The sequence below is a fragment of the uncultured Rikenella sp. genome (assembly GCF_910577125.1).
GTDB lineage: Bacteria > Bacteroidota > Bacteroidia > Bacteroidales > Rikenellaceae > Rikenella.
This window is the reverse complement of sequence record NZ_CAJTMN010000013.1, coordinates 1-13,461: the sequence shown is the minus strand read 5'-3', so window position 1 is coordinate 13,461 and position 13,461 is coordinate 1. Positions and strand designations below refer to the sequence as shown.

The window sequence follows — 13,461 nt, the reverse complement described above, 5'->3', positions numbered from 1 at the left end:
CATACGGAAAGTAAATGATGGAACTGAGACAATTGAGATATTTCGTTAAAGCGGCCGAGACCCTGAATTTCTCGGATGCCGCCCGGGCTCTGAATATTGTCCAGAGCACCCTCTCCCAGCAGATCCGGCAGCTGGAAGAGGAGTTGGACGCGCAACTTTTTCTGCGCAACAGCCATTCCATCCGGCTGACCGAGGCCGGAGCGGAACTTCTGCCTCTGGCCCGCCGTACGCTCTGCGATGCCGAGACCTGTGTGGCTCGGCTTCAGGACTTGCGGGAGTTGCTGGGCGGGACACTCAATATCGGTGTGACTTACTCGTTCAGTCCCATCCTGAGCGAGACCCTGATGGAGTTTATGAAACGTTATCCCCGTGTCCGGCTCAATATCTTTTACAAACCGATGGCGGAGCTGATGGAGATGCTCGAACGGAGAGCGGTCGATTTTGTGCTGGCTTTCCGCCCCACGGTCAGGAACGAGGGGATCGAGTCGCACGTTCTGTTCGACAACCACCTGGCAGTGATCGTCCGGGAGGGGCACGTGCTCGCTGCCGAGTCGAAGATCGGCCTGCCGGATCTGACTCGATACGACATTGCGTTGCCTGCCAGTGGGTTGCAGGCTCGGAATGCATTCGAATACCACTTGGCGAGGCATGCGGTTCATCTGAATGTCCGGATCGAGTTGAACGAGGTCAATATTTTGTTGAAACTCATCAAGCAGAGCAATCTGTTGACGATTCTGGCCGAGGCCACCGTTTATAACGAATCCGGAGTGAAGGCCATTCCGCTCGACCTGCCGTCCAACGAGATGGACGGTTGTGTCCACATGCTTCGGGACAGTTATCGGAAACACTCGGCTCTGGAGTTTATCCGTCTGTTGAAGGAGTCGAATGCCGTACGCGAACGGGTGCGCGATTGGTTCCGGTAGCAGCTCTTCATGGAACCGCCGGAAAAAGGCAACGGTTACTGATTTCAGCAGAAACAGAGCCTCTTTTTTCGGATAAAAAGGAAAGATAATCCCCTGCGGCAAAGGTTTCCCTTTGCCGCGGGGGATTTATCGTTATTTTATATTATATGGGCCTTGTTGTAAGATGTGTTGCACGAGTCGGTTTATTTGTTCATGATACCATTTTGCCACCGAGTCTTTATCATTTTCACGTTTGATACGTATCAATGGAATCTCTAAAATAGGATCGCCGTTCTCGGCGTGAAGTACGTTATATTTTTCGATGTCGTCCGGTTTCCAATTCATTCGTGAACATTGGCATTTTCGTGTGTCGTCATCAAAACGCCGGCAAGTGGTTATCAAGATATCCGGACTGTTTCCCTCTTGCTTTAGAGTCGCCAGATTATCACACAAATTACTAATACATGTACAGTCATCGGTAGCAGAATGTATCAGAATCCGTTTTTTCCCGGACAGTAGCACTTCAAAATCATATTCTTCCTCCGGTTTCGGAAAAACGAACGGATGATCGTGGAACGTATGACTAATGGTATATCCTTTTTCATCCTGAAACCATTTAGTCAGATCATGCAATACTCCGGATTTTCCGGTGTCGTGTTCGCCAGTTACTAATAAAATTTCCATGGTTTTATTGAAATTAAAAGGTTAGAAATTGGTTTCGATGATGTTTTTGAAGGGGAAGGCTTTCAATGTATTGACAGTATAATTACGATAGGCTTCTGCACAACCGGTTGGAACGTATAACACACAATTTGATGTTGTCCCAAACGTGTTATCATCCCAAACAGAAGGAGGTGTATTGGGTTTGCAATAAATAGTTGTCAATCCGGAACAACCATAAAATGCCCTCTCTCCAATCGTCGTTACACTTTCCGGAATCGTCACACTCGTCAAACCGGTACAACTTTGAAATGCAGAGCGTTCAATCGTGGTCACACTGTTCGGAATCGTCACACTCGTCAAACCGGTACAACCTTGAAATGCAGAGCTTCCAATCTCTGTCACACTGTTCGGAATCGTCACACTCGTCAAACCGGTACACCTTTGAAATGCAGAGCGTTCAATCGTTGTCACACTATTCGGAATCGTCACACTCGTCAAACCGGAACATTCCTGAAATGCACCGGCACCAATCGTCTTCACACTGCTCGGAATTGTTAGGTTTCCTGTCAAACCGGAACAACCTACAAATGCAAACTCTCCAATCTCTGTTACCCTCTCCGGAATCACCAGGTTTCCCGTAAAACCGGAACAGCCAGAAAATGCAGAGCTTCCAATCTCTGTCACCCCCTCAGGAATCTTCAAGGTTCCCGTAAAACCGGAACAACGATCAAATGCACGGGATTCAATCGTGGTCACTCCATCTGGAATAATCAGATTCCCCGTCAAGCCAGAACATCTCCCAAATGCCTCGTATCCAATTCTTGTTACGCTATTCGGAATCGTCAGGGGGCCCGCCAAACCGGTACAATCCATAAATGCCCCAGGTCCAATTATCGTTACGCTATTGGGGATCGTTACGTCCGTCAAACCGTTACAATAAGCAAATACACCTTCTTTGATCTCCGTTAGGCTATTCGGAATCGTCAGATTCCCCGTCAAGCCAGAACAAAACCTAAAGGCGTATTTTTCTATTGTCGTGACCCCCTCCGGAATCACTACCTCTGTGAAGCCATAGCAGAAGTCAAATGCAGACTCTCCAATCGTTGTTACCCCCTCTGGGATTGTCAGATCTCCCGTCAAACCGGAGCAGCCATAAAATGCAGAGTTCTCAATCTCCGTTAAGGATTGAGGTAATTTTATAGAAGTCAGTGTTTTGTTATTCTTGAAAGCCGCAGATGGTAACTTTATTAAGTCGGTATCCTCGATATCCAATACCGAAAGATTGGGAAGGGCTTTCAAAGTGGCAATATCCTCGTCATTGATTGAACCGACAACCCGTAATTCTGTGAGGGTCGATTGGTCGTGATTGACCAATGACTGTTTCAATGTTCCCGGGGCTATTACTCGGATGGTCTGACCGTCGAAAGGCGGATACGGCGATACGGCAATACTCGTCTGAACTGTCTGGCGACCGTCGGAAACCGAAATAATCACGTGGTTTTCGGTCGGAGTTTTTGCCTGAATCTCGACCGTTCCGGCAGTCTTGGAGGTCGGGGTGATTTGCAGGGTGTAACCTCCGTCGTCGTTCTGCATCTCGGCCTTGACTTCCAAATTCACGGTGTCGCCGGTAATGGTGTAATGGATCGTTTGCGTCTCGTTGTCGCTGAATCGTAACAGGGTATCCTTTTCTGTAATCTGAACTACTAACTCGGACATCTTCCGCAGGGTGATCTTCTCGCCGCTGGCCAAAAGAATATAAACGTTGTAATCGTCTTGGGTCACACCTTGAAACGTTTTATCGCAGTCGGCGTCGGTCGCTTTCCCGAATTGTTGTCCGGCTTGCTGTCTGTCATTGGACAGGTACCAGTATCCACTCTGCAACTTCAGCTGGGGTAGAGTAGACCGTATCTGAACTTTATTCCCTTTTTCCAACAGCCAAGTGCCGTTCAGTGTCCAATAATAGACGCTGTCTTCGTCCATCCGCAGCCCGATAACCGGCATCGTTCCGTTTCCCGTCGTGTCGCTCTCGGTGCCGTGGAAGATGGTAATCGAGTCGCGGTTTTCAAAGGTTATCGTATGGCCGATTTCCTTATCCTTACTCTTTTCCTTAACCTCCTGCATAATGGGGATGACCGCCTTGACATAATCGCCCTCCTGCATGGCCGCAACCAATGCCTGCAACGATGCGATATTCATATTCGCCTGCTTACAGAGCTGTTCAACCTGTTCTGTCAGTTCGTCGTCCGGCTTCGGTTCTGGCTCTGGTTCTTCTCCGTTGAAATAGCCGTCGTTCTTGCTGCAGCCTCCGGCTAGCAACAGGGCCAGCAGGGCCCAGATGGGAAATAGTCGTTTCATAACCACTCTTGTTTGGTGCATGGTTAAACAAATGGTCGCCATCGACTCCGGGTGGCTGGCGGGATTTCAACAGGTAGAAAAAGCAGAAAGTGTGGAGTCGATCCGTTTATCCACAACGAGGTTCTGACAAAACCTAAGAGAAAATAAACGATGCAATACCCCACACCTGAATAGATATGGGGTAAGGGGATACGCAGAAGGCGCTCCCTGTCCATATGCTAAACAAGAAGTGAGTGTCGTTCGTTGTCTTTTCTCTTGTTGAAACTGTCAGATTTCGTTGTAAAGACTGCGAAAACACTTTCCGTATGTCCGCCTCGTGCCCGGAGGCACTCAGCACCACAAAGATAGGACATTTTCGCGCACGAACAAGCACTCACTGTCGAGAGGTATTGCCCGGGAAGGATAACCGTTCGAAAAATTTCGGAGGCCGGAGCCGCCAAATGTACGCTTTTTCTGCGGGCTTCCCGCCCGGTGACGCTTTCGGCACGCGGATTGCTGCGGTAAGACACACCGAACTCAATTTTATCGTCGCTATGTTTACCGGTATCGATATCGTTCAGTTTTTTCGAGACAACGCCGCGCTGGCCGTTTTCCTGACCGTCGCGGTCGGCTTTTGGATCGGCAAGTTCCGCTACAAGAGTTTCTCGTTGGGTACCGTCACCAGCGTCCTGCTGGTCGGCGTAGCCGTCGGACAGATGAAAATCGAGATTCCCGAGCCCGCCAAAACCCTCTTTTTCCTCATGTTCCTCTTTGCCGTCGGGTACGCCGTCGGGCCGCAGTTCTTCCGCGGGCTGCGCAAAGACGGACTGCCCCAGGTCGGATTCGCCGTCGTGCTATGTCTGCTCTGTTTGGGCTCCGTCTGGCTCTGCTCGTGGGTGATGGGCTACGACGCCGCCCAGGCGGCCGGACTCATGGCCGGCTCGCAGACCATGTCCGCCGTGCTGGGCGTCGCCACCGACACCATGCACGAGATGCCCGACTCGGCCACGCTGAAATACGACATCATGCCGGTCGTCTATGCCGTGACCTATATCTACGGGACGGCCGGTTCGGCCTGGCTGCTCGGGACGCTGGGGCCCCGGCTGCTGGGCGGAGTCGACAAAGTGAAAGCCGCCGCCCGCGAGCTGGAGAGCAAGATGGGCGAGGATATGAGCGCTCAGCCGGGCTTCAATCCCGCCGTCCGGGAGATTACGTTCCGGGCTTTCCGGGCCGACAACGAGTGGTTCGATCCGGGGCGTACGGTGGCCGATTTCGAACGCGAGATGCAGCGTCAGGGTAAGCGGCTCTTCGTCGAACGGCTGCGGCAGCAGGGGCGGATCTGCGAAGTCACGCCGAGGACGATGATTTTCCGGGGCGACGAGATCGTCGTCAGCGGACGGCGCGAGTTCGTCATCGAAGAAGAGGAGTGGATCGGTGAAGAAGTAGTGGACAACGATCTGGTGAATTTTCGGGTCGAGACGCTGGCCGTGGTGGTCGGCGGCCGCAACCGCAGAAAAGAGACGGCCCGGATGTCGATTCGCGCCTTGTTGAAAGCGCCCTTTATGCACGGGGTGATGATTCGTTCCATCACGCGGGCGGGCGTCTGGGTGCCGGTGCTGGGCGAGGGCCGACTGGATACGGGTGACCGGCTGGAGCTGGTGGGACTGCGTCAGGATGTGGAGCGGGCGGCCGGAGAGCTCGGTTTCAGCGACCCGGAGACGCCGAAGAGCAGCATGACCTTCGTGGGGCTCGGGATTGTGCTCGGAGGGTTGATTTTCGGGTGGATGCTGGTGACCCGGATCGGGTCGATCCCGCTGAGCCTGACCGTGAGCGGCGGCGTGCTGATCGCCGGGCTGGTGTGCGGCTGGCTGCGAGCGCGGCGCCCCGATTTCGGAGGGGTGCCCGAGCCGGCAGTCTGGTTTATGAACAACGTCGGGTTGAACGTCTTTATCGCCATCGTCGGCATCTCGACCGGGCCGACCTTTATCCGGGGGCTGCAGGAGATGGGCTGGAGCGTGCTGCTCGTCGGGGTGGTGGCCACATCGATTCCGCTGGTTTCGGGGATTTTCATCGGGAAATACCTCTTCCGCTTCAACGACGCGCTGACACTGGGGTGTTGTTCCGGCGCGCGGACGACCACGGCGGCGCTGGGCGCGGTGGAGGAGACCCTCGGCAGCAACGTCCCGGCGATGGGATATACCATTACGTATGCCGTCGGGAATACGCTGTTGATTATCTGGGGCGTGGTGATCGTCCTGCTGGTGGGGTAGGAGGGGAGAGAAAACACATCGGGCGGTGGAGAACAACCTTGTTCTCCACCGCCCGATGTGCGTGTTTTGTTGCGAAGAGCGCTATTTCCGGGTCGTCGGACGCAACACGAACCGGAATTCGTAGTCGCCGTACGGCATCAGGTATTTGGCCAGCGGCCATGCCCCCCAGCTGTCCTCGCACCCGAGCCCCATCTGCCGCGAAGCGATGTTGAGGGTCACGAAGTCACGCTTCACGAGCGACCCTGAGTGGCGCTGGTCTTTGCCCGGCCCGTCGTCCAGATCCTCCATCGCGTACGGCAGCGCCGAGGCTTCGAACGGGGCGTCCGATTCGATCCGTATGCCCGCGCCGTCGCGGTTCGTCAGCTGCCACCACCGCAGGTCGCTCTTGTTTCCGCTCTCCTGCGGCCGGATGTAGCCCCAGTACTGATCGTCCACCGACTGGGCGTAGCGGCCGATCCGGGCCGCCCCCTGCCGGTCGATGTAGTTCTCCCACGGCCCGCGTCCGTAGAAGTCGATCGTGCGGAACGTCTCGGGCAGCGTCAGCTCCATCCCGAAGCGGAACAGATTCGGCATCTTCTCTTTCGTCGGATCGGTGGTCAGTTTCTGGGAAACCGCGATCTCGCCCGCCCCGTTGATCGTGTAGTCGACGGTCAGGGTCGCGAACAGTTTCGGCAGCTCGAATACGCTGCTTACCAGAATGTTCCCGTCCGCAAGGGTCGAATCTTTCAGCGATTTGAGCCGCATCTCCGGATTTTTCCACAGCTCGAACCGTTTCTGCTGTCCCGCCCCGAAGTCGTTGTCGGTCGGTGCGCGCCAGAACATCGGCCGCAGCGCGCAGCCCGTCTCGATCAGCTCCGTGCCGTCCATCGTATAGTCGGTCAGGAGGCCCGTCCGGCGGCTGAAGTAGAGCCGGTTGTCGCCCGCCACGACGACGATCGCCCGCGTATTCGGCTCGATGCGTGGGGCCACTTTCGTCGCCGCCACCGAAGCGTTCCACCCCTCATACGGCCGCACCGCCATCTGGTCGTAAGCCACGACCGTCCCCGCCGGCAGAATCCCGTCCTGCGCCTTCAGCACGTATTCCACATCCAGCAGCAGTTCGCCCGCCGCCGAAGCCGGTACGGCGTAGCCCGGCAGAGCCACCTGCACCCGCTGTTGCGGCGCGACGTTCAGGTCGTTGACAATTCCCTGCCGCACGACCGTCCCGTTGTCGCGCAGCTGCCACACCATATAGTACCGCGAGAGGTCGATGAAGAAATTCTCGTTGTAGACCTCCACGATCCCCTTCTGCAAGTCGACCGGCGTCGTCAGGATCGACCGCTGGATATACCCCGCCTCGTACATGTGCGGATTCGGTTCGCGATCCGGATTGATGAGCCCGTTGCAGTTGAAGTTGTTGTCCGAGACGGTGTACTTCCCGTAGTCCCCGCCGTAGGTGTAGATCATATTCCCCGCCTTGTCGTACCCGCGCAGCGCCTGATCCACGAAGTCCCAGATGAATCCCCCCTGGAGGTTCGGATAGCGGCGGATGACCTCCCAGTAGTCGGCGAATCCGCCTAAGGAGTTCCCCATGGCGTGGGCATACTCGCACAGAATCACCGGCCGGCCGTCCACCCGCCCGAGGTGCGGATCCTTGCCCAGCCCCTCCATCTCGGCGACCCGGGTGTACATCGGGCACCAGATGTCGCTATAGTGCGCGCCGGTCGTATCCCCGGCATCCCAGATCGCCCGCTCGTACTGCACCGGACGGGTGGAGTCGTAGCTTTTGATCCACTCGTACTCCTTGCGGAAATTGGCGCCGTCGCCCGACTCGTTGCCCAGCGACCAGAAGATCACCGACGGGTGGTTCTTGTCCCGCAGCGCCATCCGCGACCCCCGTTCGACGTGTGCCCGTTCGAACCGGGCGTCGCCCCCGAGGTTCTCCTTGCCGTAGCCCATCCCGTGCGCCTCGACGTTGGCCTCGTCCACCAGATAGATGCCGTACCGGTCGCACAGGTCGTACCAGTACGGGTCGTTCGGATAGTGCGACGTCCGGACGGCGTTGAAGTTGAAGCGTTTCAGAATCTCGATATCCCGGAGCATCGTCTCGCGCGGCACATGATAGCCGTAGGTCGGGTCGAGCTCATGCCGGTCTGCCCCCTTGAAGAGCACCGGCTGCCCGTTGACCAGCACCTGCGAATCTTTGATTTCGATTTTGCGGAACCCGACGTTCACCGGGATATACTCCCGCGCAGCCGCCTTGCCGCTGCCGTTGTCCACGGTAACGAGCAGCTTGTAGAGGTTCGGCGCCTCGGCACTCCACTTGGCCGGATTCTCGACCGGAATATCCAGCCGAACGGCTCCCCCCTTGCCCGTCCTGATGCCCTGTTTCGAGACGACGGTTTGGCCCGCCGGATCGACCAGTTCCACATCGATGCGGGTCGCCCCCGTGGCATTGACCACGTCGGCATCCACCTTCAAGGTGGCATCCTTATATTGGCCGTCAAGATCGGTCACCACACGGATATCCCCCAGTCGGGTCTGCGGTCGGGCATACATATAGACCCCTCTGGCCACCCCGCTGAGGCGCCAGAAGTCCTGGTCTTCGAGGTAGCTGCCGTCGCACCACCGGAAGACCTGAAAGGCGATCTTGTTCTCGCGCCCCGGGACGAGGTATTTCGTGAGGTCGAACTTGGCGCCGAGCTTGCTGTCCTCGCTATACCCCACAAATTTGCCGTTCACCCACAGGTAGAGGTTCGAGGTGACGCTCCCGAAATGGATGTAGATGGCGTCGCCTTTCCAGTCCGCCGGCACGGTCACCTCGCGGATATAAGAGCCGACATAGTTGTCCTGAGCGGGGATGCGCGGCGGGGTCGGCCGTTCGATGTGGCTCCACGGGTAGCCGGGGTTGATGTAGACCGGGTCGCCGTAGCCGTTCACTTGCCAGATGCCGGGCACGGAGATCGTTCCCCAGCCGGTGGAGTTGTAGTCGGTCTTATAGAAATCCGTCGGCCGCTGGTCGGCGTTCTCGACGAAGAAGAATTTCCATTTGCCGTTCAGCGACAGGTAGCGGTCGGAGGTTTCCGGTTCGCCGGCCATCGCTTTTTCCGGCGTTTCGTAGGCGAAGAACGAAGCCCGCATCGGGGCCCGGTTCACGGCATTCACCTTCGGGTCCTGCCATTCGGTAAAGCTCTGGGCCCGGACAGCGCCGCCGAAGCCGACGGCGGAGACGGTTGCCAGCAGGCTCATCCACAGGTTTTTCATAAAAAAGTAAAGAGTTTGGTTGGTTTCAAAAAACGGTGCCGGCATCGGAGGCGTCCGGGCCGACAGTGAAACAAAGATAACCTTTTCTGCGGATTTGCCGGTCGAATGCCGTGTTTCTGGTATTGTTTTTGCTTGAGGTACAGGTTCGAAAAATCGGATTTCGAATTCGATTTTTTCACTACTTTTGTCCGGATGCGTCGTCTGTCGATCTATATTTCATTGATCTGTGCCGCTCTGCTGGTTGTGGCGGGGGCGGCTCGTATCGTTTCGGCCGAGGGGCGGATATGGAGCCCGGTTGCGGCCGACGAGGGGTATCGGATGCCGGATGCTGCTTCGACGCTGGAAGAGGGGGTCGTGCTGATTGCGGGGGTGGAGAGCGAGGTCTTTGCGAGAGGGTTGGGCGGAGCCCGGACGGGGATGCCCGAGGCGCGTTGTTTCTGGCTGACGGGGATGCGCCGGGCGTTGTGGAGTCCGATATTTCAATCGACGGATCTTTTTCTGACCTATTTGGGACGGGCTTCTGCGGCCCGGGCTTTCGCCGCATGGCGGATGTCGTTGTGCGGGAACGCTTGCGGAGCGGCGGTCGCTGTTTCGCGGGCAGGCGACGGGTGTGTCTATGCCCTGCGCCGTATCGTGATCTAATCCATCTATTTTATCAAATTTAGGGAGGGACTGCCGCACGGTTCGGGTAGACCCGGCCAGAGCATCCCGTAGGGGTGCGCTCTGAAGTTTCTTTGGTTCTTTCTGTTCACAGAAAGAACAGTACCCTCAAACCAATCGCGCGCCGACGCCTTAGATGGCGATTCAACTGTTTCGGCGATGAGCCGAAACAGAATGAATCGCCCAAGGCGCGCGGAAAAGTGGGGCGGCGGAGCGACAGCGGAGCCGCATGGGCTGACACTGGGCCGAGAGCGAGTAGCGCGATTCCGCGAGGAATCGCCGGGCTTGCGCGCTGGGCCGTTCGGCCCACCCGGGGAGCGCGCAGCCCGAAATGGCAAAGGATTGAGCAGAACTCTTGCGACCCTTTGGGTCGCCGGCCTCGGTCTTGGGGTAGAGGCTGCCATTTCGGGGTGCCCGAAGGCACCGGCGCGAGGGAGGGCGCGCCGAGGACGAATGGGCGGCGGCTTGAACCGTTTCTGGGTTGAGTTAGTAGCGGGTCGGCGCCAGCGAGGCCGGAAACGAGCTTCGCGAAGTTGCAGGCCTACGCCTGGGGTGGCTCCGGCCCGCGCGACCCTGCGGGTCGCAGGGTTTCGACCTTGTTTTTCTGCGCGCTTTGGGAAATCTTGTCAAAACGCGCAACCGCATTTTGACGATTTCCCCATTAAAACGTGGCGCGCGGTTCGAGCTTCGACTGCCCTCGGGCCGGGCAGGCCCCGCGTGCCCGCGGTGGGCAATTGGCCGTGTCAGCCTTCCGTTTATTCCGAGAGGCAACGCAACGGAAGACCGACCGCACGGTATGCCGTGCTGCTGGGAACGAGCCACGTCACGCTGAAATCCAGACTCATACCATGGGTTTCGCTGACAGAAGATGCCCAGTTGTACCCACGATTGCCGACATACACGGGAACTCCCAAGCTCGAATTGCGGTAGCCCGGGGCGGGGCCGCAAGGTGTTCGGCCTACCGCATCTATTCGAAACGATCCCGCCCCGCGGGATACAAAACAAAAAACACTTTAAAAAACGAAAATCATGTCTGCACAAAATATTTCAGCACAGGAAAACTTGATTGTCAAACGCAGAAGCACCAAAGCGATGCTGGTCGGAACAGCACTGGTGGCCGGCGGAATCCTGCTTTATCTGGCCTCGACCACCGTCCGCGACACCGGCTCTTCCATTTATATGCTGTGCACCGTCGGCGCCTTTACCGCCATGATCGTCGGCATACTGAAGCTCTTTTTCGGAGGTAAAGAGACCGTATATCAACCGACCAAAAGTCCCGTCGAAGGCTATTCGCTCTATTTCGAAGGGGTCTCCGGGCAGGAGCTCGTCGACCTGATCGAACGGGGGAGGTTCGACGACCTGCGCGCCGTGCGGCGAAAGGAGAGCGGCCCCGTGCGGCTCGATGTCCGACGCTCGCGGGACGGCAAGTTCGTCGCCCTACAGGTGCTGCAATATGTTCCGTACGTCTACGAAAACCTCTCCGGCACCTACTGTTTTCAGGAGGAGCATGCCGTTCCCGTTGTCGAGTGCATCGGCAATCCCGCAAAATAATCGTACCTTTGGCGGCGTTGAAAAATCAGGAGAAACCCTTTTATGAAGACTTTTAACGTCGCCATCGCCAGCGACCACGCCGGCTACGAGATGAAAGAGTTCGTCGCCGGCTACCTGCTGGCCAAAGGATACGCCGTCAAAGACCTCGGTACGCACAGCGGCGAGAGCGTCGATTATCCCGTCTACGCCCACGCCCTGGGGCGCGAGGTGGCCGAACGGCGGTGCGATCTCGGCGTCGCGCTGTGCGGCAGCGCCAACGGGATCAGCATGACCCTCAACAAACATCCGCACGTGCGGGCCGCCATCTGCTGGTGTCCCGAGATCGCCACCCTCGCGCGGCAGCACAACGATGCCAACGTCTGCTCGCTTCCGGCCCGGTTCGTCACCGAGGCGCAGGCGGCAGAGATTCTGGACGCCTTTTTCGCGGCCGAGTTCGAGGGCGGGCGGCATGTGCGGCGTGTGGAACAGATCGACCTCTAACCGGCAGACCGAGATGGCGGAACAGCGTGAAATCGAAGTCATGTGCCCGGTCGGCTCGTGGGAGTCGCTGCAGGGGGCGATACAGGGCGGAGCCGACTCCGTCTACTTCGGCGTCCAGGGGCTGAACATGCGGGCCGGATCGAGCGTCAATTTCACGCTCGACGATCTGGCCCGTATCGTCGCGGCCTGTCGCGAGCAGGGGATCAAAACCTATCTGACGCTCAATACGGTACTCTTCGACGAGGATATCCCCTACATGCGCCAGGTGGTGGATCGAGCGAAACGGGAGGGGGTCGATGCGGTGATCGTGGCGGATCAGGCGGCGATGAACTATGCGCGGCAGCAGGGTGTCGAGGTGCATATCTCGACCCAGCTCAACGTCGGGAATACGGAAGCGGTGGCGTTCTATGCGCAATACGCGGATGTGGTGGTGCTGGCGCGAGAGCTCTCGTTGGACAAGGTGCGACATATCTATGACCAGATCGAAGCGCGCGACATCCGGGGGCCGAAAGGCGACCGGGTGCGGATCGAGATGTTCGCGCACGGCGCCTTGTGCATGGCGGTTTCGGGCAAGTGCTACCTGAGTCTGCACGAGGCGTGGAAGTCGGCCAACCGGGGCGAGTGCCGTCAGCTGTGCCGCCGGTCGTACCGGGTCGAGGATGTCGAGACGGGGACGCAGTTGGTGGTGGAGAACGAGCATATCATGTCGCCGAAAGACCTCTGCACGATCGAGTTTCTGGATCGAATGATCGACGCCGGGGTGCGGGTGCTGAAGATCGAGGGCCGGGCGCGGTCGGGCGAGTATGTGCGGCGGGTGTGCGAGTGCTATAAGGAGGGGGTTCGGGCGGTGCTCGACGGGCGGTTTACGCGCGAGTTGGGGGCGGAGCTGAAGGAGCGGCTTCGGACGGTCTTCAACCGCGACTTCTGGGACGGCTACTACCTGGGCCAGCGGTTAGGCGAGTGGTCGGAGCACTACGGTTCGGCGGCGACGGAGAAGAAGGTGATGGTAGGCCGGGTGACGAACTATTTCGCCCGGATCGGGGTGGCCGAGGTGTCGGTCGAGGCGGTTCCGCTGGCATTGGGCGAGAAGCTGCTGTTTCTCGGGGCGACGACCGGTGCGCTGGAGTTCACGCCGGAGGAGATTCGGGTCGATTTGCAGTCGGTGGAGGTCGCTTTGCAAGGGAGCCGGTGTTCGATCCGGACGCCGGAGAAGGTGCACCGGGGTGACAAGGTGTTCAAGCTGGTCGCGGTTTCGCAATAGGAGGGGAGCTCACCCCGCCCCGGGCTACCGCTACGCACCCTTGGGCGGTCCGGTGGGTGTCGGCAACGACAGCTATAGCTGGTCGTCTGCGGTAAGC

The 13,461-nt window shown here is 57.8% G+C and carries 9 protein-coding genes; 6 read left to right on the top strand and 3 right to left on the bottom strand.

Annotation, left to right across the window (positions count from 1 at the left end; genetic code table 11):
- Nucleotides 1-17 precede the first annotated feature (17 nt).
- Nucleotides 18-923, top strand: coding sequence for a LysR substrate-binding domain-containing protein (locus QZ292_RS02910; RefSeq protein ID WP_294597667.1), 906 nt, complete (start codon nt 18-20; stop codon nt 921-923).
- A 132-nt stretch (nt 924-1,055) separates the two neighbouring features.
- On the opposite strand, the gene QZ292_RS02905 is transcribed toward QZ292_RS02910, so the two are convergent.
- Together QZ292_RS02905 and QZ292_RS02900 are read right to left on the bottom strand one after the other, a co-directional pair.
- A complete protein-coding gene (locus tag QZ292_RS02905; protein WP_294597619.1) occupies nt 1,056-1,586 on the bottom strand; it encodes a hypothetical protein in 531 nt (176 codons plus the stop codon).
- 21 nt (nt 1,587-1,607) lie between these two features.
- Nucleotides 1,608-3,920: a leucine-rich repeat protein gene (locus QZ292_RS02900; RefSeq protein ID WP_294597616.1), complete on the bottom strand. Its 2,313-nt coding sequence runs from the start codon at nt 3,918-3,920 to the stop codon at nt 1,608-1,610.
- A gap of 533 nt (nt 3,921-4,453) precedes the next feature.
- Here QZ292_RS02900 and aspT point away from each other — a divergent pair.
- Nucleotides 4,454-6,169 carry an aspartate-alanine antiporter gene (gene aspT / locus QZ292_RS02895; protein WP_294597613.1) on the top strand — a complete coding sequence of 572 codons (1,716 nt, stop codon included), beginning with the start codon at nt 4,454-4,456 and terminating at the stop codon, nt 6,167-6,169.
- A gap of 81 nt (nt 6,170-6,250) precedes the next feature.
- On the opposite strand, the gene QZ292_RS02890 is transcribed toward aspT, so the two are convergent.
- On the bottom strand, nt 6,251-9,412 hold the full coding sequence (locus tag QZ292_RS02890; RefSeq protein ID WP_294597610.1) for a glycoside hydrolase family 2 TIM barrel-domain containing protein: 3,162 nt from the start codon (nt 9,410-9,412) through the stop codon (nt 6,251-6,253).
- Nucleotides 9,413-9,604: 192 nt separating this feature from the next.
- Between QZ292_RS02890 and QZ292_RS02885 the strand changes: the two genes are divergently transcribed.
- The 4 genes from QZ292_RS02885 (at nt 9,605) to QZ292_RS02870 (ending at nt 13,364) form a co-directional block, all read left to right on the top strand.
- Nucleotides 9,605-10,054 (top strand): hypothetical protein, encoded by a 450-nt coding sequence (locus QZ292_RS02885; protein WP_294597606.1) that lies wholly within the window; start codon nt 9,605-9,607, stop codon nt 10,052-10,054.
- A 1,047-nt stretch (nt 10,055-11,101) separates the two neighbouring features.
- The gene (locus tag QZ292_RS02880) at nt 11,102-11,623 is read left to right on the top strand and encodes a hypothetical protein (protein ID WP_294597603.1); all 522 of its coding nucleotides are present in this window, start codon (nt 11,102-11,104) and stop codon (nt 11,621-11,623) included.
- 42 nt (nt 11,624-11,665) lie between these two features.
- A complete protein-coding gene (gene rpiB / locus QZ292_RS02875; RefSeq protein WP_294597601.1) occupies nt 11,666-12,103 on the top strand; it encodes a ribose 5-phosphate isomerase B in 438 nt (145 codons plus the stop codon).
- A 13-nt stretch (nt 12,104-12,116) separates the two neighbouring features.
- Nucleotides 12,117-13,364, top strand: coding sequence for a peptidase U32 family protein (locus QZ292_RS02870; protein ID WP_294597598.1), 1,248 nt, complete (start codon nt 12,117-12,119; stop codon nt 13,362-13,364).
- Nucleotides 13,365-13,461 lie beyond the last annotated feature (97 nt).